The sequence below is a fragment of the Enterobacter sp. 200527-13 genome (assembly GCF_027924865.1).
GTDB classification, from domain to species: Bacteria; Pseudomonadota; Gammaproteobacteria; order Enterobacterales; family Enterobacteriaceae; genus Enterobacter; species Enterobacter ludwigii.
This window is the reverse complement of sequence record NZ_BSCM01000001.1, coordinates 701,023-724,123: the sequence shown is the minus strand read 5'-3', so window position 1 is coordinate 724,123 and position 23,101 is coordinate 701,023. Positions and strand designations below refer to the sequence as shown.

23 protein-coding genes are annotated in these 23,101 nt (G+C 57.4%); 12 read left to right on the top strand and 11 right to left on the bottom strand.

The genetic code is table 11. The features are described 5' to 3' along the window. The first annotated feature begins 2 nt into the window (after positions 1–2). Positions 3–434, top strand: a complete 432-nt coding sequence (gene arsC / locus QMG44_RS03405) for a glutaredoxin-dependent arsenate reductase (protein ID WP_025204600.1) — start codon at positions 3–5, stop codon at positions 432–434. A gap of 117 nt (positions 435–551) precedes the next feature. Then, positions 552–1,328: an SDR family NAD(P)-dependent oxidoreductase gene (locus QMG44_RS03400; protein WP_281852995.1), complete on the top strand. Its 777-nt coding sequence runs from the start codon at positions 552–554 to the stop codon at positions 1,326–1,328. Here QMG44_RS03400 and QMG44_RS03395 read toward each other — a convergent pair. Next, positions 1,325–1,876 carry a TetR/AcrR family transcriptional regulator gene (locus tag QMG44_RS03395; RefSeq protein WP_020884879.1) on the bottom strand — a complete coding sequence of 184 codons (552 nt, stop codon included), beginning with the start codon at positions 1,874–1,876 and terminating at the stop codon, positions 1,325–1,327. The genes QMG44_RS03400 and QMG44_RS03395 overlap by 4 nt on opposite strands. 82 nt (positions 1,877–1,958) lie before the next feature. On the opposite strand from QMG44_RS03395, the gene QMG44_RS03390 reads away from it, so the two are divergent. Together QMG44_RS03390 and QMG44_RS03385 are read left to right on the top strand one after the other, a co-directional pair. Beyond that, positions 1,959–3,173: an MFS transporter gene (locus tag QMG44_RS03390; RefSeq protein ID WP_050736557.1), complete on the top strand. Its 1,215-nt coding sequence runs from the start codon at positions 1,959–1,961 to the stop codon at positions 3,171–3,173. Continuing rightward, complete coding sequence (locus tag QMG44_RS03385; protein ID WP_047355698.1) at positions 3,163–3,975, top strand: Cof-type HAD-IIB family hydrolase; 813 nt, start codon at positions 3,163–3,165, stop codon at positions 3,973–3,975. Before QMG44_RS03390 ends, QMG44_RS03385 begins: the two co-directional genes overlap by 11 nt. A 40-nt stretch (positions 3,976–4,015) precedes the next feature. Here QMG44_RS03385 and QMG44_RS03380 read toward each other — a convergent pair whose 3' ends face one another. Next, a complete protein-coding gene (locus QMG44_RS03380) occupies positions 4,016–5,248 on the bottom strand; it encodes an MFS transporter (RefSeq protein WP_232937293.1) in 1,233 nt (410 codons plus the stop codon). Between the two features lie 168 nt (positions 5,249–5,416). On the opposite strand from QMG44_RS03380, the gene QMG44_RS03375 reads away from it, so the two are divergent. The 3 genes from QMG44_RS03375 (at position 5,417) to deoR (ending at position 7,587) form a co-directional block, all read left to right on the top strand. Then, on the top strand, positions 5,417–6,145 hold the full coding sequence (locus tag QMG44_RS03375; protein ID WP_014169294.1) for a phosphatase PAP2 family protein: 729 nt from the start codon (positions 5,417–5,419) through the stop codon (positions 6,143–6,145). A gap of 7 nt (positions 6,146–6,152) precedes the next feature. Further along, positions 6,153–6,761, top strand: a complete 609-nt coding sequence (gene ybjG / locus QMG44_RS03370; protein ID WP_050736555.1) for an undecaprenyl-diphosphate phosphatase — start codon at positions 6,153–6,155, stop codon at positions 6,759–6,761. Between the two features lie 67 nt (positions 6,762–6,828). Next, complete coding sequence (gene deoR, locus QMG44_RS03365) at positions 6,829–7,587, top strand: DNA-binding transcriptional repressor DeoR (protein ID WP_014169292.1); 759 nt, start codon at positions 6,829–6,831, stop codon at positions 7,585–7,587. Between the two features lie 52 nt (positions 7,588–7,639). Here the strand turns inward: deoR and dacC are convergent, their stop codons facing one another. Continuing rightward, positions 7,640–8,845, bottom strand: coding sequence for a serine-type D-Ala-D-Ala carboxypeptidase (gene dacC / locus QMG44_RS03360; protein WP_047742543.1), 1,206 nt, complete (start codon positions 8,843–8,845; stop codon positions 7,640–7,642). Between the two features lie 256 nt (positions 8,846–9,101). On the opposite strand from dacC, the gene QMG44_RS03355 reads away from it, so the two are divergent. Further along, positions 9,102–9,728 carry a glutathione S-transferase family protein gene (locus QMG44_RS03355; RefSeq protein WP_086532753.1) on the top strand — a complete coding sequence of 209 codons (627 nt, stop codon included), beginning with the start codon at positions 9,102–9,104 and terminating at the stop codon, positions 9,726–9,728. Here the strand turns inward: QMG44_RS03355 and QMG44_RS03350 are convergent, their stop codons facing one another. Together QMG44_RS03350 and bssR are read right to left on the bottom strand one after the other, a co-directional pair. Further along, on the bottom strand, positions 9,729–10,847 hold the full coding sequence (locus tag QMG44_RS03350) for a PQQ-dependent sugar dehydrogenase (protein WP_086532754.1): 1,119 nt from the start codon (positions 10,845–10,847) through the stop codon (positions 9,729–9,731). Positions 10,848–10,953: 106 nt separating this feature from the next. After that, complete coding sequence (gene bssR, locus QMG44_RS03345; protein ID WP_020884887.1) at positions 10,954–11,337, bottom strand: biofilm formation regulator BssR; 384 nt, start codon at positions 11,335–11,337, stop codon at positions 10,954–10,956. 216 nt (positions 11,338–11,553) lie between these two features. Between bssR and rimO the strand changes: the two genes are divergently transcribed. Then, positions 11,554–12,879, top strand: coding sequence for a 30S ribosomal protein S12 methylthiotransferase RimO (gene rimO, locus QMG44_RS03340; protein ID WP_014169287.1), 1,326 nt, complete (start codon positions 11,554–11,556; stop codon positions 12,877–12,879). Positions 12,880–12,930: 51 nt separating this feature from the next. Here rimO and gsiD read toward each other — a convergent pair whose 3' ends face one another. From gsiD to iaaA, 5 genes are read right to left on the bottom strand one after another with little or no spacing between them, the layout of a single operon-like run. Continuing rightward, positions 12,931–13,842, bottom strand: a complete 912-nt coding sequence (gsiD, locus tag QMG44_RS03335; RefSeq protein WP_020884888.1) for a glutathione ABC transporter permease GsiD — start codon at positions 13,840–13,842, stop codon at positions 12,931–12,933. Between the two features lies 1 nt (position 13,843). After that, entirely contained in the window at positions 13,844–14,764 is a 921-nt protein-coding gene (gsiC, locus tag QMG44_RS03330) for a glutathione ABC transporter permease GsiC (RefSeq protein ID WP_020884889.1), read from the bottom strand. A gap of 45 nt (positions 14,765–14,809) precedes the next feature. Further along, on the bottom strand, positions 14,810–16,348 hold the full coding sequence (gene gsiB / locus QMG44_RS03325; protein WP_086532755.1) for a glutathione ABC transporter substrate-binding protein GsiB: 1,539 nt from the start codon (positions 16,346–16,348) through the stop codon (positions 14,810–14,812). A gap of 23 nt (positions 16,349–16,371) precedes the next feature. Next, on the bottom strand, positions 16,372–18,243 hold the full coding sequence (gsiA, locus tag QMG44_RS03320) for a glutathione ABC transporter ATP-binding protein GsiA (RefSeq protein WP_281852994.1): 1,872 nt from the start codon (positions 18,241–18,243) through the stop codon (positions 16,372–16,374). 11 nt (positions 18,244–18,254) lie between these two features. Next, positions 18,255–19,193, bottom strand: coding sequence for a beta-aspartyl-peptidase (gene iaaA, locus QMG44_RS03315; RefSeq protein ID WP_086532937.1), 939 nt, complete (start codon positions 19,191–19,193; stop codon positions 18,255–18,257). Positions 19,194–19,381: 188 nt separating this feature from the next. Between iaaA and moeA the strand changes: the two genes are divergently transcribed. Both moeA and moeB read left to right on the top strand, forming a co-directional pair. Continuing rightward, a complete protein-coding gene (gene moeA, locus QMG44_RS03310) occupies positions 19,382–20,614 on the top strand; it encodes a molybdopterin molybdotransferase MoeA (protein ID WP_041162513.1) in 1,233 nt (410 codons plus the stop codon). A 1-nt stretch (position 20,615) separates the two neighbouring features. After that, positions 20,616–21,368, top strand: coding sequence for a molybdopterin-synthase adenylyltransferase MoeB (gene moeB / locus QMG44_RS03305; RefSeq protein ID WP_063156227.1), 753 nt, complete (start codon positions 20,616–20,618; stop codon positions 21,366–21,368). 40 nt (positions 21,369–21,408) lie between these two features. On the opposite strand, the gene fsa is transcribed toward moeB, so the two are convergent. Next, positions 21,409–22,071, bottom strand: coding sequence for a fructose-6-phosphate aldolase (gene fsa / locus QMG44_RS03300; protein WP_020884894.1), 663 nt, complete (start codon positions 22,069–22,071; stop codon positions 21,409–21,411). 128 nt (positions 22,072–22,199) lie between these two features. Here fsa and QMG44_RS03295 point away from each other — a divergent pair, with 128 nt between their 5' ends. Then, positions 22,200–23,099 carry a glycyl-radical enzyme activating protein gene (locus tag QMG44_RS03295; protein WP_044867952.1) on the top strand — a complete coding sequence of 300 codons (900 nt, stop codon included), beginning with the start codon at positions 22,200–22,202 and terminating at the stop codon, positions 23,097–23,099. Positions 23,100–23,101: the final 2 nt, after the last annotated feature.

Here is a 23,101-nt window from a genome sequence, read left to right as displayed (position 1 = left end):
ATATGAGCCATATCACCATTTACCACAATCCAGCCTGCGGCACCTCACGCAACACGCTGGAGATGATCCGCAACAGCGGCACTGAACCCGAAATTATTCTGTACCTTGAGAACCCACCGTCACGTGATGAACTGACCAGACTGATTGCTGAGATGGGGATTTCCGTGCGGGATTTGCTGCGCAAAAATGTCGAACCTTATGAACAACTGGGCCTCGCCGGGGACCGGTTTACCGACGACCAGCTTATCGATTCTATGCTGCAGCATCCGATCCTGATTAACCGTCCGATCGTGGTGACGCCGCTGGGCACTCGCCTGTGCCGCCCTTCCGAAGTCGTACTCGATATCCTGCCTGATGCACAGAAAGGGGCGTTTACGAAAGAAGATGGCGAAGCGGTGGTGGACGCCAGCGGAAAAAAAATCTCCGGCAGCTAATCCGCTGATAGTGATGCCGTAAGTCTTGTCAGCCACATCCCCTGCCCAGTGGCGGAGTTGCATCCGTCGTCACCCGACCCATAATTTGATGGACCGGTCTGGTGAGGGGATGCAGGTATGAGTCTCAAAAATAAAACCGCCGTTATCTTTGGTGGCAGCGGCGCTATTGGCAGCGCCGCTGCGTACGCGCTCGCCCGTGAAGGGGCAACGGTCTACCTCGCGGCACGCGATCAGGCCAGGCTGGAGCACGTCGCTAACCGCATTCACGCCGCTGGCGGGTCAGCCCGGCTGTTTGTTTTCGATGCTCTCAATGCCGACGCGACGCTCCCGGACGTTGCCGGGATTGATATCGTCGTGAATGCCACGGGCTTTATGCATGACCAGGGTAAACGCCTCGACGCATTAACGCTCAGTGAATTCAGACAGGGATTCGACCCTTTTCTGGCCGCCTATTTCAACATCGCCAAAGCTGTCGCACCCCGTATGGGCGGTGAGCGTGCCGGAACGCTTATCACCGTCGTTGCGCCGGCTGCAAATATGGCGATGCCGGGACATCTCGGGCATATCGTCGGCTGTGCGGGGACGGAAGCGTTAACCCGTGCGCTCGCGGCGGAGCTGGGGGCAAAGAATATTCGCGTCCTGTGCGTGCGTTCGCATGCGATAGCCGACGCGGTTCAGGCCGGTTCCGGTGTGGGTGACCTGTTCGCCATCAAGGCGCAGGCGATGGGCATCACCGTGGAGCAGTTTCTGGAGGGCGCGGCACAGAGCACGATGCTGAATCGCCTGCTGACGCTGGAGCAGGTGGCAGACACCATCGCGTTTCTGGCGTCAGATGCAGCCGGTGCCATCACGGGAACAACGGTAAACATGACGGCCGGCGCGACCACAATCTAACGTCCGCTCTCGCCCGCAATCCTGCCGACCATCGCCCGGATCTCCTCCCGGGTGAGCGGGGCTCTGTCGGTCACAAAGTGCAGCGTCATCCCTTCGATAAAGGCATCCAGCGCGCGGGTGGTCACCGGGTCGAACCACTGCTCAAGCGTGGTCTGGCTCATCTTCATCCAGTCCTGCATTACCGTTTTGAGCGCCGCACTGCGGTGCATAAAGGCATAGAGCTGGTACATCAGCGCCATATTCTGCGGCGTCGTGACCTGCGAACTGTGGATCAGCGTGGTGATGGATTCGCACGCCATTTCTGGCCCGGTCACGCCGGCGAAGAAATCCCGATACTGCTGCGACATCTGCCGGGTAAACCACGTAAAGGCCTCTTCCAGCAGCGACTCCATACCGTCAAAATAGTAGGTCATCGACCCCAGCGGCACGCCCGCGCAGGTGGCGATTTTCCGGTGCGTCACGGCATGAATACCGTGCTCTGCAATGGTGTCCAGGGTCGCCTGCAGGATCTTCTCCCGGCGTTGAGGATCGTTCGGTGCTCTGCTCATAAATTCCCCACGTGGTTTGTGTACAAATGTACACAAACTTGCTAGTGTTGTCGCTATTGTTGTACTTCCGGTGCTGACTTCAATGACTCTGACCTCCCCCCGTAGAACCCTGCAGCTGCGCATGTGGGCGCTGTTTATGTTCTTCTTTATTCCCGGTCTGCTGATGGCCTCATGGGCCACGCGTACCCCGGCCATTCGCGATATTTTATCCGTCTCAACGGCCGAGATGGGCATCGTGCTGTTTGGCCTGTCGATAGGCTCCATGAGCGGTATTCTCTGCTCCGCGTGGCTTGTCAAACGCTTCGGTACACGGGCGGTCATCCGCACCACCATGTGCTGTGCCGTGTTCGGGATGCTGGTGCTGAGCGTGGCGCTGTGGTTTGCCTCGCCGGTGCTGTTTGCCCTTGGGCTGACGGTGTTTGGCGGCAGCTTCGGTGCCGCTGAAGTGGCCATTAACGTTGAAGGGGCATCGGTTGAACGTGAGATGAATAAAACCGTACTGCCGATGATGCATGGCTTTTACAGCCTTGGCACGCTGGCCGGTGCGGGTGTGGGGATGGCGCTGACGGCCTCGGGCGTCGCCGCGAACCTGCATATTCTGCTGGCCGCACTGGTATGTATTATCCCCATTCTGACCGGTATCCGGGCGATCCCTGACGGCACCGGCAAGAACACCTCTGACGAACACGCCACCGCGGAAAAAGGGCTGCCGTTTTACCGCGACATTCAGCTGATGCTGATCGGCGTGGTGGTGCTGGCGATGGCCTTTGCGGAAGGGTCCGCTAACGACTGGCTGCCGCTGCTGATGGTTGACGGCCACGGTTTTAGTCCAACCTCCGGCTCCCTGATCTACGCCGGTTTCACCCTCGGGATGACCGTTGGGCGCTTTACCGGTGGCTGGTTTATTGACCGCTACAGCCGCGTGGCGGTGGTGCGTGCCAGCGCCCTGCTGGGCGGGCTGGGGATTGCGATGATCATCTTTGTGGACGTGGACTGGATTGCCGGCGTGTCGGTGATCCTCTGGGGTCTGGGGGCATCGCTTGGCTTCCCGCTCACCATTTCAGCCGCCAGCGACACTGGCCCGGATGCACCGACCCGCGTCAGCGTGGTGGCGACCACGGGCTACCTCGCCTTCCTGGTGGGGCCACCGCTGCTCGGCTTCCTCGGTGAGCACTACGGGCTGCGCAGCGCCATGCTGGTGGTGTTAGGGTTAGTGATCATCGCAGCGCTGGTAGCGCGTGCGGTCGCGAAGCCGGAAACGGAACAAACGACACTGGAGAAGGGATATGAGCGTTAAACTGATCGCCGTCGACATGGATGGCACATTTCTGAGCGATGCCAAGACCTATAACCGCCCGCGTTTTCTGGCGCAATATGCACGAATGAAAGCGCAAGGCATTCGCTTTGCGGTTGCCAGCGGCAACCAGTACTACCAGCTGATTTCCTTTTTCCCGGAGATTGCCCATGAAATTGCGTTTGTCGCGGAAAATGGCGGCTGGGTGGTCAGCGCCGGGGAAGATGTCTTTAACGGTGAACTGTCGAAGACGCACTTCGACACCGTTGCCGCCGTGTTAAACGATGTGCCGGGCATTGAGATTATCGCCTGCGGAAAAAGCAGCGCCTATACGCTGAAGCACTATGACGACGGCTTTAAGGATATCGCGGCAAAGTACTACCACCGTCTCGAAATGGTGAGTGATTTCGGCAACCTGAACGATATTTTCTTCAAATTCGGGCTTAACGTCTCTGACGACGACATCCCGCGTATTCAGGCGATGCTGCACGAAAAGCTGAACGACATTATGGTGCCCGTCACGACCGGCCACGGCAGTATCGACCTCATCATCCCCGGAGTGCATAAAGCCAACGGTCTGCGAATACTGCAAAAGCGCTGGGGCATTGATGACAGCGAAGTGGTGGCTTTTGGCGATAGCGGGAATGACGTAGAAATGTTGCGCCAGTCAGGGTTCAGCTTTGCGATGGCAAACGCCAGGCCGCATATTAAGGCGGTGGCGCGCTTTGAAGCCCCGCACAATAACGACGAAGGCGTGCTGGATGTAATTGATAAGGTGTTGAACGGCGAAGCGCCGTTTTATTAACGCCACCATGGCCCTCTCCCGCCGGGAGAGGGAAAACAGCTTACGGCTGTAAAGCATTCCCGACGCGTTTATCCTTCAGGAACACCACGATAAGCCCAACCCACAGCACGCCGTTAGCCAGATTAAACAGGCTGAACAGACCGTTGCCGCCAAATGCGTAGGCGTGTTTGCTCACCTCGATTCCAACGGTGAAAATCAGCATTTGCAACATGCCCATCGCCGCTGACACCGTGCCTTTACTCATCTCGCTGGCAAACAGGGTCAGGCGCACCAGTCCGGCATTCGCCACACCGATACCGAACGCGTAAACGCTTAATCCTGCGGTCATCCACAAATACGCATGGGACGACACCACTGTCGCGACCGCCGCCAGAACCAGCCCGGCAGCAATGGGCCAGCCGCCCATAATGATCAAGGCACGCACCGTACGGCGGGATGTGAGACGCGCCAGCACCAGGTTACCGATAATCAGCGCGCCAAAAATCGGCACCTGCAGCAGGCCATACTCATAGCTGCTGAGCTGCTCGCCGCTGATGATAATGACCGGCGACTGGGCAATCCACGCCAGCAAAGGCAGGCTAACAAACCCCGTCGCCAGCGCGCCCGCCACAAAGCGGCCGTTCTTCAGCACTTCTTTGTAATCCCGACCCAGCTCTTTTAGCGACAGTTTCTCACCCAGACGGGTAGCGGTTTCCGGCATCGCGCGGTACAGGCCAAAGAAAGCGACGGCGGCCAGCACGGCAAACAGCACGAACATCCCTTCCCACGGCGCAACGTGTACCCAGGCAGCGCCCACCAGCGGCCCCAGCAGGGGCGCGATCAGCGCCACGTTCGCCATTAGCGCGGTAATCTTGATACACACCGCTTCCTCAAACGATTCCTGGATGGCGGCATACCCGACAGCACCGATAAAGCAGAGGCTCACCCCCTGCAGGAAGCGCAGCAGGGTAAATTGCTCAATATTTTGCGCCAGCAGCGTGGCGAGGCAGGTCACGATAAACCACACCACGCCCGTCAGCATCACCGGACGACGGCCAATACGATCCGACAGCGGCCCTAACAGCCACTGCAAAAACATGCCGCCAGCCAGATAGGCAGTCATGGAGGTCGGTACCCATTCGATCCCTGCGTTGTACTGTTCGACAACGGCCAGCATGCCGGGCTGGATCATATCGTTGCCGATGTAAGTAGAGAATTCGTAGAGCACCAGACACAAGGGGAAAAGCAACGCCTGACGACCCAGACGTGAACCAGAAGAAGAACGGTTTAACATGCAATCTCTTTATCGTGACAAAATCGCGACGAGTGTAATGAAATGCCCTGGCCCGAGATAGTGATTTATCCAGAAGAAACAGAAATAAAGCACATATCGTCTTTGTTTAAGGTTTCCTTAAGTTGACAGATTTATGATAGCCCCATTTCTCGTCAACGACTCCGGATTATGGCACCCACTTCCAGCCGTTCAGAATTGTCTAACTTACAGACAAATAAGACAAAACGACTTTACCGTCTACCACCCCGCTTTTATGGTTATCAGCTTTTAATACTGATAGCCCTTGCCGTGCTGTTTACCTGGCTATCCCGCGATGAAACGCTCGACAGATGGATCACCGGTTTATGGTATGACGCGGCAGCACACCGTTTTCCACTGCAGCAAGACCACCTGCTGGACCTGCTGAACCATCGACTGGCGAAGTACATCGCCATCGCCGCAGGTGCTGTTGCGCTCATTTATGGCGCGTTCAGGCGCAATGCGAGACTGGTCACGGCCGCGCTGCTGATGGGGCTTGGCGCGCTGGTGGTTGGCGTACTGAAAAGCATAAGCCATCACAGCTGCCCGTGGGATCTGGTGGAGTATGGCGGTAAGGCCGTTTCTTATCCGCTGTTCAGTGCCGCTCCCGCTGACAGCGGTCCGGGGCGCTGTTTCCCCGGCGGTCATGCCTCCAGCGGCTTTATGGTGATGGGACTGTTCTTTGCCTTCTGGCGCGAGCGTCCACGTCTTGCCTGGTGCTTCGTCGTGCTGGGCGTCGTTTTAGGTCTGGCGATGGGTTACGGCCAGGTCATGCGCGGGGCGCATTTTTTCTCTCACAACCTGTGGGCTGGGTGGTGGGTCTGGTTTTCCCAGTTGGTGGTCTACGGTCTGGTCTCCACCTGGTTTGCTAAAGAGTGACAACGCTATGTTAGAGAATTTGAATTACCAGCTGTTTTATCTCATCAACGCCACTCCGGCCTCGCCAGAGTGGATGATTGATTTCGCCACCTTCCTGGCAAAAGATCTGATCAGTATCGTGCCGGTGCTGGCGGCGATCCTCTGGCTGTGGGGGCCGAGAAGCCAGGTGAAGGCGCAGCGCCAGCTGGTAATTAAGATGGCGATGGCCCTCGGGATAAGCGTGCTGGTCAGCTACATTCTGGGCCTGACGTTCCCGCACGACCGCCCCTTCGTCGACCACGCGGGGTATACCTTCCTGCACCATGCTCCGGATGACTCGTTCCCAAGCGATCACGGGACGGTTATCTTTACCTTCGCGCTGGCCTTCCTGTTCTGGCATCGTCTGTGGTCGGGTGCGGTGCTGATGGTGGTGGCCGGGGCTATCGCCTGGTCTCGCGTTTATCTCGGCGTCCACTGGCCGATGGATATGGTGGGGGGGTTGCTGGTCGGTCTCATCGGCTGCGTCAGCGCAGCGATCCTGTGGAATCTCTTCGGTGAAGCGCTCTACCGCGGCCTGTCTTATCTTTATCGCACCCTTTTTGCTATCCCGATCCGCAAAGGCTGGGTACGTGACTAACCCCAGTCTGACAGGTTACACTTGAACCCCCGCCCTGCGGGGGTTCACTTTTTTATCCCGAGGAACTATGGAAACACGTCGCGATGACCGCATTGCTCAGCTGATACAGGCGCTGAAGCGCAGTGATAAGCTTCATCTTAAGGAAGCCGCCAGTCTCCTCGGGGTCTCTGAGATGACCATTCGCCGGGATCTGAACAGCGAGAGCGCGCCTGTCGTGCTGCTGGGCGGGTACATTGTGCTTGAGCCGCGTAGCGCCAGCCATTATCTGATCAGCGACCAAAAGACGCGCCTGGTGGAAGAGAAACGCAAAGCCGCCCGGCTTGCGGCCTCGCTGGTGCAGCCGCATCAGACGCTGTTTTTTGACTGCGGCACCACCACGCCGTGGATAATCGAAGCGATCGACAGCAGCATCCCGTTTACGGCGGTGTGTTACTCGCTGAATACCTTTCTGGCACTGCAGGAGAAACCCGAGTGCCGGGTGATCCTCTGTGGCGGTGAGTTTCACGCCAGCAACGCCATCTTTAAGCCGCTGAATCTGCAGGATACGCTCAGCAACGTATGTCCGGATATCGCGTTTTATTCCGCAGCGGGGGTCACTGTCCGTCAGGGAGCAACCTGCTTTAACCTGGAAGAGTTGCCGGTCAAGCACTGGGCATTAAGCGCCGCGCAGTACCATGTGCTGGTGGTCGATCACAGCAAGTTTGGCAAGGTTCGTCCGGCAAGAATGGGTGAGTTATCGCGCTTTGACGCCATCGTCAGCGATTGCCGCCCGGATGAAGAGACCGTGGCCTACGCGAAAGCGCAGCAGGTGAAGTTGATGTATTGAGTCAGGTGCAGAGGTCATGCCGGGTGGCGCGATGCCACCCGACAATGGAGGCTTAACTGAACCAGCTGCCAAACCATCCGTGGAATTTCATCATGACGAAGTCCCACATCCGGCTAAAGAAACCGCCCTCTTCTACCGCTTCCATCACAATCAGCGGACGCTGTTCAATCGATTTGCCATTAAGCTGGAAATCAATCGTCCCGACCACCTGGCCTTTTTTCAGCGGCGCGGTGAGCTGGCTGTCGGTGAGGGTGTAGCTGGCTTTCAGGTTTTTCAGCTGACCACGGGGAATGGTCACCGACCCGCCTTCACCCGCCCCCAGGTTCACTTCACTCTTGTCACCAAACCAGACGCGCTGGCTGATGAACGTGGCATCCGGTTTAATGGGCGTGACGGTTTCATAGAAGCGGAAACCCCAGGTCAGCAATTTTTCTGATTCATTAAAACGAATACGGTCGGTTTTGGTGCCCAGCACGACCGAGATCAGGCGCATATCGCCCTGAGTTGCGGAAGCGACCAGGTTATAACCCGCGCCAGCCGTGGTGCCGGTCTTCATACCGTCGACGTTGACGTTACTGCTCCACAGCAGACGGTTACGGTTCGGCTGGCGGATTTTGTTGAAGGTAAACTCTTTCTCTTTGTGGATGGCATATTCATCCGGCACGTCGTGGATCAACGCTTTGCCTAACAGCGCCATGTCGCGCGCGGTACTGAACTGACCCGGCGCATCCAGGCCGTGCACGGTTTTAAAGGTGGTATTGGTCAGGCCCAGTTTTTGCGCGTAGCCGTTCATCAGGCCAATAAAGGAGTCCTGACTGCCCGCAACGTAATCGGCCAGCGCAATACAGGCATCGTTACCGGACTGGATAATGACCCCTTTATTCAAATCAGACACTGATACCTGATCGCCGGGTTTGAGGAACATCACCGATGACCCACGCAGCGCCGGGTTGCCGGTCGCCCAGGCGTCCTTCCCGATGGTGACCATATCGTCAAGCTTGATTTTACCCGCTTTCAGCGCCTGACCCACCACATAGCTGGTCATGATTTTCGTCAGGCTTGCCGGATCAAGTTTCTCATCCGCATTGCCTTCCGCCAGCACTTTACCACTGGAATAATCCATCAGGATCCAGGCGCGCGCATCCACAGGCGGCGCTTCGGGCGCAGCCTGTTCCGCTGCGTAGAGAGTTGGTACAAACAGGAAAAGGAGCGCAGAGCCTGCCGCCAGGCTGCGCAGAGAAGTCGTTTTTCGCGTCATAAATGCCACCCGAGTGTCCATTCAAAAATTACGTCACATCACCGTGTCGCAAGAAGCGATGAGTAATAGCGCACTAAAACGGTTAAAGAAACCTAACCAAGGTAAAGTTATTAAAGTTTATGCAATAACATTCAGATACGCTTTGATTCAGGCGATTTTTTTGTCTTCTGTTGCGTAATTGTTAGGTTTATCTCACCATGGCAAATCGCTGGCGTTGATTCACATCTCAGGTTGTTTGACTATTTCGGGAGTTTCTATGATTACGCTGTGGGGCAGGAACAATTCAACCAACGTTAAGAAAGTCCTCTGGACGCTGGAGGAGCTGGATTTACCGTTTAAGCAGGTGATGGCAGGGTTGCAGTTTGGGGTAAATAAAGATGCCGACTATCTGGCCATGAACCCAAACGGTCTGGTGCCCTTGCTGCGCGACGAAGAGACCGACGTGACGCTGTGGGAGTCCAACACCATCGTGCGTTACCTCGCGGCACAGTATGGTCAGAGACGCCTGTGGGTGGACAATCCGGCCCAACGCGCTCAGGGTGAAAAGTGGATGGACTGGGCAAACCAGACGCTCTCCCCCGCACACCGTGTGATCCTCATGGGGCTTGTCAGAACCCCCGAAGCTGACCGCGACTATCCTGCCATTCATGCAGCCCAGGACACCTGTGAAAACCTGTTTGCGATGATGGACGACGAACTGGCGAAGCATCCGTGGTTCTCAGGCGAACGCTTCGGCGTAGGCGATATTGCCGTTGCGCCCTTCATCTGGAACCTGACCAACATTGACGTTACCTGGACGCCGCGCCCGCAACTTGAGCGCTGGCTGAAGCAACTGAGCGAGCGCCCGGCATACCGTCACGTGGTGATGATCCCAGTGACCTGATTACGATCCGGACGGGCTGACTTTCAACAGTTGCCCGTCCGTCTCATCGGTCAGGACATACAGATATCCATCCGGCCCCACCCGCACATCGCGAATGCGCTGGCCTCTGTCACCTAAAATTCGCCCCTTCTCGGTAACCGTGTTGCCCTCCACGCTCAGCACGATAACGTCTTTCTCCTTCAGCGCCCCGACAAACAGCGTGTTTTTCCACTGCGGGAATACGTCACTGTTGTAAAACGCCATCCCGCTCACGGCGGGGGACACTTTCCAGACAAACAGCGGCTTTTCCGTTCCCTCGACGTGCTCGCCCTGGGCTTCCGGGATCTTCAGGCCGCTGTAGTTGATACCGTGCGTCGCCAGCGGCCAGCCGTAGTTTTTGCCTTTCTCCGGGATATTGATTTCATCCCCGCCGCGCGGACCGTGCTCGTTAAGCCATAGCGTGTCGCTCCAGGGGTTCATCGCCATCCCCTGCGGATTACGAATGCCGTAAGACCAGATTTCGGGCCGTGCGCCGGGAGTGTTCACAAACGGATTATCGGCAGGCACTTTGCCGTCCTCCGTCAGGCGCACAACTTTGCCCTGCAGTTTATCCAGATCCTGCGCCGTCGGACGCTGGTTGTTCTCACCCAGACCAATAAACAGATGGCCTTTACCATCGAAGACCAGTCGGCCACCGAAATGGTTACCGGTGGACAGTTTCGGCATCTGACGGAAGACCACCTGGAAACCTTCAATTCGGGAGAGATCATCGCTTAAGCGGCCATAGCCAACCGCCGTTCCCGCTTTGCCGTCATTCCCCGCCTCGGCATAGCTCAGCCAGACGCGGCGCGATTTTTCAAAATCCGGGGCGAGTGCCACGTCCAGCAACCCGCCCTGGCCGTTTGCCCAGACCTTGGGTACGCCGACGATCGGATCGGAAAGCCCTTTTCCGGCCTGCCAGTGCTTTAACTGGCCTCCCTTAAGGGTCACCAGCAGCCCTTTATTGTCCGGCAGGAACGCCATCGACCAGGGATGATCGAGCCGGTTTTGCACAACGTCGACTTTTACCGCGTCGGGGGCGGCGAGGAGAGAAAATGGGAATAACAACGCAGGCAGGAAAATCAGCGAGGATCGATGCATAACGCGCTCCTTTATCGGTTTATGGCATAAAGGTTAGCCACTGGGTCCGGGCACGTTATCACTTTTACAAAAGCTTAATCAGAAGGGGGAGTTGCCTCCCCCGGTGTCAGTGTTGTTCAAGCGTCTCGTGCTTGTTTAGACACATGATGCATAGAGAGAGCGTGGTCAGGCAGTTTTCAAGCTTCTCCGCGTTAACAGCGATAAAATTCGGGCAGTCGTGGCGTCCGTTCATCAAACATACCCCTGCAATGGAGAGCACCTCGGCGGCGCGGCGCAGCGCAACGAGTTCGCTTTCGGCGTATTCCGCTTTCAGGACGGGTGCTTTTTCACGCATGAAGTTGCAAAGTTCAAAGAGATTATCACGCAGATGTTCGCTTTCGCTGACTGACATATACCCTTTTGCCTTCCTCAACTGCAGGTACGCGGCAAGGTCGATTCGGGCATTGATCAGCTTGTTAAGCAGATCGCGTTTCAGTCTGTCAACGGACATGCTCTTTCCTCCTCTGTCAGCCATTGTGCACATTCAGAATAAGGTTATTTTTTGTACAGTTTAATGCCTGAGATCAATAATTCTTAACTGATTAACATTATTTACAATGTTACAACCTTCTCGCCGGTCATCCGCCTCGCAAAGAATGTATAAATCCCCCGCGGAACGCTGTAAAATCCCGCCCTGATAACTCCATAATTGATGAATTTTTAACCTATGAGCAATGTTACGCACCAGCCTAAAATCGGCTTCGTCTCCCTGGGCTGCCCAAAAAATCTGGTGGATTCTGAACGCATCCTGACCGAACTGCGCACCGAGGGCTATGACGTGGTGCCAAGCTACGACAACGCCGACATGGTGATCGTTAACACCTGCGGGTTTATCGACAGCGCGGTTCAGGAGTCACTGGAAGCCATCGGTGAAGCCCTGACGGAAAACGGCAAAGTGATTGTGACCGGCTGTCTGGGCGCGAAAGTGGACCAGATCCGCGAAGTGCACCCGAAAGTGCTGGAGATCACCGGCCCGCACAGCTACGAGCAGGTACTGGAGCATGTTCATCACTATGTCCCTAAACCTAAGCACAATCCGTTCCTGAGCCTGGTGCCAGAACAGGGCGTGAAGCTGACCCCGCGTCACTATGCATACCTGAAAATTTCCGAAGGCTGCAACCATCGCTGCACCTTCTGCATTATCCCGTCCATGCGTGGCGATTTGGTCAGCCGTCCGATTGGTGAAGTGCTGGCAGAAGCCAAACGTCTGGCAGACGCAGGCGTTAAAGAGCTGCTGGTCATTTCCCAGGATACCTCAGCCTATGGCGTCGACGTGAAGCATCGCTCTGGTTTCCACAACGGCGAGCCGGTGAAAACCAGCATGGTCGGCCTGTGTGAACAGCTTGCCAAACTGGGTATCTGGACACGTCTGCATTACGTCTATCCGTATCCGCACGTTGACGATGTCATCCCGCTGATGGCAGAAGGGAAAATTCTTCCGTATCTGGATATCCCGCTGCAGCATGCCAGCCCGCGTATTCTGAAGCTGATGAAGCGTCCTGGCTCCGTCGATCGCCAGCTGGCACGCATCAAACAGTGGCGTGAAATCTGTCCGGACCTGACCCTGCGTTCCACCTTCATTGTGGGCTTCCCGGGCGAAACCGAAGAAGATTTCCAGATGCTGCTCGACTTCCTGAAAGAAGCACGTCTGGACCGCGTAGGCTGCTTCAAATACAGCCCGGTAGAAGGCGCGACCGCCAACGAACTGGCGGATCAGGTTCCGGAAGAGGTGAAAGAAGAGCGCTGGAACCGCTTCATGCAGCTGCAACAGCAGATCTCTGCTGAACGTCTGCAGGAAAAAGTGGGCCGCGAAATTCTGGTCATCATCGATGAAGTGGACGAAGAAGGCGCAATTGGCCGCAGCATGGCGGACGCCCCTGAAATCGACGGCGCAGTCTACCTGAACGGCGAAACCAGCGTTAAGCCGGGCGATATTGTCCGCGTGAAAGTTGAAAACGCCGACGAGTATGATTTGTGGGGAAGCCGGGTTTAACGGCGTTTTACCCTTCCCTTCACCCTCTCCCGCCGGGAGAGGGTTTCCATCCTACCCCTTAATCCTCGGATCCAGCGCGTCGCGTAACCCATCACCCAACAGGTTAAACGCCAGCACGGTCAGGAAAATGGCCAGGCTCGGGAAGATGGCCACGTGCGGTGCAATGACCATGTCCGCTCTTGCTTCATTCAGCATCGCGCCCCACTCCGGTGTAGGCGGTTGCGCACCCAGCCCCAGAAACGACAGGCTGGCCGCCGAGATAATCGACACGCCGATACGCATGGTAAAATAGACCACGATAGACGACACCGTCCCCGGCAGAATATGGCTGAACAGGATAGTGGCATCGCTGGCCCCCATGCTGCGCGCAGACTCAATAAAGGTTTGCTGTTTGAGCACCAGCGTGTTGCCTCGTACCAGACGCGCAAACGCCGGTATTGAGAAGACCGCAACCGCAATAATGACGTTAGCCATACCGCTGCCCATTATCGCCACCACCGCAATCGCCAGCAGAATGCCCGGGAAGGCAAACAACACGTCGCAGATACGCATGATGATGCGGTCCCACCAGCCTTCGTAATATCCGGCGACCAGACCCAGCACGGTGCCGATTGCCGCGCCAATCAGTACCGCAAAAACCCCGGCGGCGAGAGAGATCTGCGCCCCCACCAGCACGCGGCTGAAGATGTCGCGCCCAAGCGAGTCCACGCCGAACCAGTGCAGCATCGACGGTCCATCATTGAGACGGTCGTAATCAAAATAGTTTTCCGCATCAAACGGTGCTACCCACGGCGCAATGACCGCCACCACAATCAGCAGCAGGACAAACAGCCCCGCCGTCATGGCGACCGGCTGACGGCGAAAACGCCGCCAGAATTCAGACCACGGCGTGCGGATATGGTCCGGCTTTAGCCCCGGCATAGCGTTTAACATGGCCTGACGACGCCAGTTCAACAATCGCATTTTACTTATACCTGATGGCCGGGTTAATGGCGGCGTAGAGCACATCCACCACTAAGTTGATAAGAATAAATTCCAGTGAGAAAAGCAGGACTTCGGCCTGAATAACCGGGTAATCACGCATTTCGACTGAATCCACCAAAAGACGTCCCAGCCCCGGCCAGTTAAAGACCTTCTCCACCACAATCGAGCCGCCCAGCAGGAAACCAAACTGGAGCCCCATCATCGTCACCACCGGGATCATCGCGTTACGAAAGCCGTGTTTGAGGATGACCCATTTCTCGCTGACCCCTTTCGCCCGGGCGGTGCGAATATAATCTTCGCTCAGCACGTCAACGAACGAGGCGCGGGTAAAGCGGGCCATCACGGCAGCAACAGCCGCGCCCAGCGTCATTGAGGGCAGAATGTAGTGTTTCCAGGTATCGGCCCCGACCGTCGGCAGCCAGCCCAGCTCCACGGAGAATATCTGCATCAGCAGCATCCCCAGTGCAAATGCCGGGAAGGAAATGCCCGTGACGGCCAGAGCCATACCCAGCTTATCCGGCCAGCGGTTGCGCCAGACGGCAGCGACAATTCCTGCGCCAAGACCAAACAGCACCGCCCAGCTCATGCTGGCAATGGTTAACCAGAACGTGGGCATAAAGCGGCTGGCAATCTCTTCCGACACCGGACGACGTGACACCATAGAAGTGCCAAAGTCACCCTGCAGAACGTTGCCAATATAATGGAGAAACTGCATATACAAAGGCTGGTCGAGGCCCAGTTGTTTTCGCACCAGCGCGATAACCGTTGCATCCGCATCTGACCCTGCAACCAGACGTGCCGGATCGCCCGGCAGCATATGAACAAACAAAAACACCAGCACCGCCACAATCAGCAGCGTCGGGATAAGCCCCAACAGGCGTTTACAAACATAATTCAGCATGCCTTTCCCTCTCATCCCACAGGCGGTGGCCTGCGGGCATGAGTATTATTTTAAATCTGCTTCATCAAAGCTAAAGCCCGTATCCGGCATGATGTAGAACCCGGTCAGCGCTTTGTTATGCGCGGAAACCAGTTTTTCCACCACCAGCGGTACCCACGGTGACTCTTTCCAGATGATATCCTGCGCCTCTTTATACAGGCGCGCTTTCTCTTCCGGTTTGGTCGTTTTCAGGGCATCCGCCAGGTCTTTATCCACCTTCGGGTTGCTGTAGAAGGCCGTATTGAACAGGGTCGGCGGCCAGTTCTGTGAGGCGAACAGCGGCGACAGCGCCCAGTCCGCTTCACCGGTAGAGGCCGACCAGCCGGTGTAGAACATCCGTACGCCGCTCTCTTTCTGCCCTTTCCCTTCCACTTCAGCCGCACGCTGACCGGCATCCATCGCGGTGACCTGCGCCTTGATACCTACCTGCGCCAGCTGCTGCTGGGTAAATTGCAGCACCTTCTGAGCGGTACTGTGATTATGCGACGACCAGAGCGTGGTGCTAAAGCCGTTCGGGAAGCCCGCCTCTTTTAACAGCTCACGCGCTTTGGCCGGATCGTAAGGCCACGGTTGATAGTTTTGCGAATAGGCGATCGCCGGAGGCAGCACGCCGGTAGCCGGCGTGGCATAGCCAGCAAAGGCGACTTTTACCAGCGCCTGGCGGTTAATGGCGTAGTTGATGGCCTCTCGCACCTTTGGATTATCAAACGGCTTTTGCGTCACGTTCATGCTGATATAGCGCTGCATAATGGACGGGCTGGCGACCAGCTCCAGCTTGCTGTTTTTCTGCAGAATGGCGGCTTGCTCATAGGGGATCGGGAACGCGAACTGCGCCTCGCCGGTCTGCAGCATCGCCGCGCGGGTGTTGTTGTCCACCACCGGACGCCAGGTAATGGTGTCCAGCTTCGGCAGACCCGGCTGCCAGTAACCCGCAAACTTCTTAACCTTCACAAAGTCGGTCTGGTTCCAGGTGAGCAGCTCGTAGGGGCCGGTCCCCACCGGATGGAACCCGATCTCTTTGCCGTATTTTTTCAGCGCGGCAGGCGAAATCATCGCCGTGGCAGGGTGCGCCAGAATATTGATAAACGCCGAGAACGGCTCTTTCAGGGTGATCTTCACCGTCGTCGGGTCGACCACCTCGGTGCTGGCGATGTTTTTATACAGGTTGTAGCGCTTGAGGCTATTTTCCGGGTTGCTGGCGCGATCGAGGTTTATCTTCACCGCCTCCGCGTTGAAATCTGTACCGTCCTGGAACTTCACGCCGGTTCTGAGCTTAAGGGTATACACCAGCCCGTCGCTGGAGACGGTATACCCTTCCGCCAGCACATTTTTAAGTTTCATCTCGCTATCCAGGCCAAACAGCCCCTGATAGAACGATTTCGCCACCGCCTGGGAGAGCGTGTCGTTGGCATCATACGGATCCAGCGTGGTGAAATTGGAACCGACGGCGACCACCACATCTTTGGCAGCGAACGCCGGCGCGGCGGCCAGGGCTGCCGTCACGCTCGCAGCGAGTAACCCTCTGCGCGCTACAAATTTAACCATTGTGTTCTCCTGCCTGTTTTAAGTTATAACCGCGAGAATGCATTGTCCTGACGCGGGGGGGCCACAAAATGCCCCGGGCCAACCTCGCGCAGCGCCACGCGCTCCACCGCCTCGCCCCGTTTACGAATATTGCTCGGCATTTCGTCCTGCAGCAGCACACGCTGGCCGTGGCGATGCTCAGGGTCGGCAACCGGCACTGCGGCGATAAGCTTGCGTGTGTAAGGGTGCTGTGGATTTTCAAATACCGCCCTGCGCGGTCCTATCTCCACAATTTGTCCCATAAACATCACCGCGACACGGTGGCTGATACGCTCAACCACCGCCATGTCGTGTGAGATAAAGAGGAAGGCAATCCCCATATCCCGCTGCAGGTCGAGCAGTAAATTAATGATTTGCGCCCGGATAGAGACATCCAGCGCCGAGACGGATTCATCTGCAATCACCACTTTCGGGTTAAGCGCCAGCGCGCGGGCAATGCAAATACGCTGCCGCTGACCGCCCGAAAACTCGTGCGGATAACGCCAGGCATGTTCCGGCTTCAGCCCCACGCGCTCGAGCAGCCAGGCCACCCGACGCTGCGCGGCTTCACCGTCGAGCAGGTTATGCACCCGCAGCGGCTCCATAAGTGAATACCCCACCGTGTGGCGCGGGTCGAGGGAGGCATACGGATCCTGGAAAATAAACTGGATATCTCGTCTCACCGCCTGCAGTTTGGTGTCCGGAAGGGTATCAATGCGTTCCCCGTTAAAGGTTATGCTGCCCTCCTGGGACTCCACCAGCCTGAGCAGCGCCCGCCCGGTGGTGGATTTCCCGCAGCCCGACTCTCCCACCAGCGCCAGCGTTTCGCCTGGCCATAAATCAAAACTGACGTTTTCAACCGCATGCACCTCGCGCTTCACGCGGTTAAACATTCCGCTGCGCAGGGGAAAACGGGTCACCAGATCGCGCACTTCCAGAATCGGCTTTCCGGGTACCATGGTATCCTGCTCGATTTCATCTTCCTGCTGGCCTGCCGCTTCGAGAGAAATCAACGGGAACCGGCGCGGTAAATCGCTGCCGTTCATCGCCCCCAACCGCGGAACCGCCGCCAGCAGCGCTTTGGTGTAAGGATGAACCGGCGCATGGAAAATTTGCTCAACCGTGCCGGTTTCCACGGCGTTGCCCTTATGCATGACCAGCACGCGATCGGCAATATCGGCGACCACGCCCATATCGTGGGTGATGAAAATCACCCCCATCTCCATCTCCTGCTGCAGCACTTTGATAAGCTGCAGAATTTGCGCCTGAATAGTCACATCCAGTGCCGTCGTGGGTTCGTCGGCAATCAGCACCGCGGGACGGCAGGAGAGCGCCATCGCAATCATGACGCGCTGACGCATACCGCCGGAAAGCTGATGCGGGTAGCGTCCCAGAATGGCCTGCGCTTCCGGTATGCGTACCAGGTCGAGCATGCGTTTCGCTTCACGAAGCGCCTCATCACCGCTCAACCCCTGATGCAGGCGGATGGACTCGGCAATCTGTTCCCCGACCGGAAAGACCGGGTTCAGCGAGGTCATCGGCTCCTGGAAGATCATCGCAATATCGGCCCCGCGCACGCTCTGCATCTGCGAGGCGCTCAGCTCATTTAAATCAATGACCTGGTGGTTACGCCGGCGCAGCAGCATTTTTTCGCAGCTGACCTGTCCGCCGGTCTGTTCCAGCAGACGCATCAGCGCCAGTGCGGTGACCGATTTCCCTGAACTGGACTCGCCCACAATCGCCAGCGTTTCGCCGCGGTTGAGCGAGAACGATAAATTCTGTACTGCGGGGATGAACTGCCGCTCTTCCTGAAACGCAATATTCAGTTGATGGACAGCCAGCACTTCACGGTTGTCCAGCTCTTCACTGTGCGGCACGCTTTGCCCCCTTATTCACGATAGATCCCCGTACTGGGTTCATCACCGGCATAACCCCACGCGCGGTACATACCTTCGCTGTTAAACGGCAATGCCACGTTGCCCTCACGATCCACCGCAATTAACCCACCGATCCCCCCCAGCGCGGGCAGTTTCTCCATCACCACGCGTTCACAGGCTTCGGCCAGGCTTAACCCGCCGTAATCCATCAGCGCGGTGATGTCGTACGCCGCGAGGGCGCGAATAAACACTTCACCGGTTCCGGTGCATGACACTGCCGCCGTGGCGTTATTGGCATAGCACCCTGCCCCCGGCAATGGACTGTCACCGACCCGGCCCGGCAGTTTGTTGGTCATACCGCCGGTCGACGTGGCCGCAGCCAGATTCCCGGCTTTATCAAGAGCCACCGCCCCTACCGTGCCCATTTTGCTGCGCTCATCGAGCGGCGCGGTATGGTCAAGCTGCGCCACGTTTGCCGAGCGCGCCTCAAGCAGCTGTTGATAACGCTCCGGCGTTGAAAACAGATCGGGAGAAACTGGCGTCATGCCATGTTCCGCGGCAAACGTCTCCGCCCCGGCCCCGGTCAGAAGAACATGCGGGCTCGCCTCCATCACCAGACGCGCGGCCAGCACCGGATTACGCAGATGGCTCACCCCCGCGACGGCGCCCGCTTTAAGGGTGACACCGTCCATGACGCAGGCATCCAGCTCGTGCGTTTCATCGCGGGTAAAGACCGAACCAATGCCCGCGTTAAACAACCGGCACTCTTCCAGCAGACGTACCGCCTCGGTAACCACATCCAGCGCGCTCTCGCCCGCCTCCAGCATCCGCTGGCCCGTTTCCACAATGGCATACAGCGCATCAATATAACGTTTTTCCTGCTCGGGACTGAGCAGGGCACGGGTGATTGCCCCGGCGCCACCATGAATTGCGATTACCGCATTAACCATTCCCATCACCCGTTAGCCTGATTTGCGGCTTTTTCTATAAATATCATTATCGTCGCTGAAACTTCAGATGATTTTTGAATATAGAAAGACGCAACTGTGATGTAAAGCGTACACCCATCGGGTCATACAGTTAGTGGCACTTTTCTGCCATAATGGACGCTTTCGTCGTTACTCCGCAGGAGCCCACCATGGATTTTACCGCCGGACTGATGCCGCTTGAGGCGGCACTCACGCAGATGCTTGACCGAATTTCCCCCCTGCACGACCACGAGACGCTGCCATTGGTGCGCTGTTTTGGTCGTATTGCCGCGCGCGATATCGTCTCTCCGCTTAACGTGCCTGGGTTCGATAACTCCGCAATGGACGGCTACGCGGTACGCCTGGCGGATATCCGGACGGATACGGCGCTGCCCGTGGCGGGTAAGGCATTTGCCGGTCAGCCATTTAACGGTGAGTGGCCTGCGGGTACCTGCGTACGCATCATGACCGGTGCCCCCGTACCGCCAGGCTGCGAAGCGGTGGTGATGCAGGAAGAGACCGAACAAACGGAAGCAGGCATCCGCTTCACCGCGAGTGTTAAAGCGGGACAGAATATCCGTCGTACCGGTGAAGACATCACGCGTGGCGCAACGGTATTTGCCGCCGGGCAGAAACTGACGGTGGGCGAACTGCCGGTGCTGGCCTCGCTCGGCATCGCAGAAATTGACGTTATCCGCAAGGTACGCGTGGCGGTCTTTTCCACCGGCGATGAACTCCAGCTTCCGGGCCAGCCACTGCAGGACGGCCAGATTTACGACACTAACCGCCTCGCGGTACACCTGATGCTTGAACAGCTGGGGTGTGAGGTCATTAACCTTGGCATCATTGCGGATGATCCGGAGAAACTGCGCGCCGCGTTTATTGAAGCGGACCAGTCTGCGGACGTGGTAATTAGTTCCGGCGGCGTTTCCGTAGGTGAAGCGGATTACACCAAAACCATTCTTGAGGAGCTGGGGGAGATCGGCTTCTGGAAACTGGCCATCAAGCCGGGCAAACCATTCGCGTTTGGTCAGCTGAAACACAGCTGGTTCTGCGGCCTGCCGGGTAACCCGGTTTCCGCCGCCCTGACCTTCTACCAGCTGGTGATTCCGCTGCTGGCAAAACTGTCTGGTAACCAGGCCCACCCGCTGCCGGTTCGCCAGCGCGTACGAGCGGCGACGCGCCTGAAGAAATCACCGGGCCGTCTTGATTTCCAGCGCGGTATTCTGACGCGCAACGCTGAAGGCGAGCTGGAAGTGAGCACCACCGGACACCAGGGCTCGCACATCTTCAGCTCGTTCAGCCAGGGCAACTGCTTTATCGTTCTCGAGCGTGAACGCGGCAGCGTGGAGCCGGGTGAATGGGTTGAGGTGGAAAGCTTTAACCACCTCTTCGGAGGCTAACATGACGGCTGAACTCAGCGACCAGGAGATGATGCGCTATAACCGCCAGATTGTTCTGCGCGGTTTTGATTTCGACGGCCAGGAAGCGCTTAAGGCAGCACGGGTGCTGGTCGTGGGGCTGGGGGGGCTGGGCTGCGCTGCGGCCCAGTATCTGGCCGCGGCGGGGGTGGGCAATATGACGCTGCTGGATTTTGATACCGTGTCGGTGTCGAACCTTCAGCGCCAGACGCTGCACAGCGACGCGACCCTCGGCCAGCCCAAAGTGGAATCGGCCCGCGCGGCGCTGGCGCGCATCAATCCTAATGTGAAGTTCACCCTGATTGACGCCCTGCTGGATGATGAGGCGCTGTCGGCACAGATAGCACGACACGATCTGGTGCTGGACTGTACCGATAACGTCACCATTCGCAATCAGTTGAATGCAGGATGTTTTGCCCACAAAACGCCGCTGGTCTCCGGTGCCGCCATTCGCATGGAAGGTCAAATCAGCGTCTTTACCTACGCCGGGGGCGAACCCTGCTATCGCTGCCTGAGCCGTCTGTTTGGCGAGAACGCCCTCACCTGCGTGGAGGCGGGAGTCATGGCTCCGTTAGTCGGCGTCATAGGTTCGTTGCAGGCCATGGAAGCGATCAAAGTGCTCGCGCATTACGGGGCGCCTGCCGCGGGGAAAATCGTGATGTATGACGCGATGACCTGCCAGTTCCGCGAGATGAAACTGATGCGCAACCCCGGCTGCGAGGTATGCGGACGCTAAATGGTTGCCGGGTAAGCGTTAGCATAACCCGGCAACCGTATCAGAGCGTCGTTCTGCCAAACGCCCCTTGCCAGTCCTGCTCAAACTTCACTATTGCCGCATCCACCGCAGGCGAAGTAATAAACTGCTGAGCAACATCCAGCGGCAGGGTGATGGATTCACAACCGGCCAGCAGGCAGTCCAGTGCCTGACGCGGCGTTTTGAAGCTCGCGGCCAGCACTTTTGACTGCGGGGCATGCAGCGTCAGAAGCTGCTGCAGTTCAACCACCGTCTGGATCCCGTCCCCGCCCTGCGCGTCCACGCGGTTAACGTAAGGGGCAACATACTCAGCGCCCGCCAGCGCGGACAGCATCCCTTGTGCTGCACCGTACACCGCCGTACCCAGCGTCGGGATCCCTTCCGCTTTCAGCATTTTGATCGCCGCCAGACCTTCCGCCGTTACCGGCACTTTAACCACCAGATCGTTGATAATGGTGCGCAGTTTACGCGCCTCTTCCACCATCCCTTCAGCGGTGGTCGCCATGACCTGCGCGAACAGGCGACCTTTCCCGCCGAGCGCATCCTGCAGCGCCGGTAGCAGCGCCTCAAGCGGCGTTTTCCCTGCCGCCACGATACTGGGGTTCGTGGTCACGCCCGCCAGCGGGAAGATACGCGCCAGCCGTTTCACTGCCGCGACGTCGGAAGTATCGAGATAAAGTTCCATGATGTAACCCTCAAATTTAGCCTGCACTTACCCTATCACGACAAAACCTGCTCAGGAGTTGACCTGCATCAAGATAACTTTCATTCGAAAGTAATTTAATCTTCATATGCAAGATGAGAGGCGAAAACATGATCTTCAATATTCAGCGTTACTCTACCCACGATGGCCCCGGTATTCGTACCGTGGTGTTCCTGAAAGGCTGCTCGCTGGGCTGTCGCTGGTGCCAGAATCCGGAAAGCCGCTCCCGCCACCGGGATGTGCTCTTTGACGCGCGGCTGTGCCTGGAAGGCTGCGACCTGTGCCAGAAAGCGGCGCCGGGCATTATCGATCGTGCGCTGAATGGGCTGGTTATCCACCGTGAAAAGCTTAACGAAAAGACTCTCGACGCCCTCACCGACTGCTGCCCAACGCAGGCGCTCACCGTCTGTGGTGAAGAAAAGCAGGTTGAAGAGATTATGTCCACCGTACTGCGCGACAAGCCCTTCTATGACCGCAGCGGCGGCGGGATAACCCTGTCCGGCGGTGAACCGTTTATGAATCCCGATCTGGCTCATGCCCTGTTTAAAGCCAGCCATGAGCAAGGCATACATACCGCCGTGGAAACCTGTCTCCACGTGCCATGGCATTATATTGCACCGTCATTACCGTATGTCGATCTGTTCCTGGCAGACCTGAAACACGTTGATGGCAGGACGTTCAAACAGTGGACCGACGGTTCCGCCAAACGGATCCTTGATAACCTGAAACGCCTGGCCGCCGCCGGTAAACAGGTCACCATCCGCGTACCGCTGATTCAGGGCTTCAACGCCGATGAAGCGTCGATTACCGCCATCACCAATTTTGCCGCAGACGAACTCAACGTCCGCGAGATCCATTTTCTGCCGTACCACACGCTGGGCATGAACAAATATACCCTGCTCGGCCAACCCTACTCTGCCCCTGATAAACCGCTGGATGATCCTGCGCTTCTGGACTTCGCACAGCAGTACGCCTGCCAGAAAGGGTTAACCGCGACCTTACGAGGATAAAC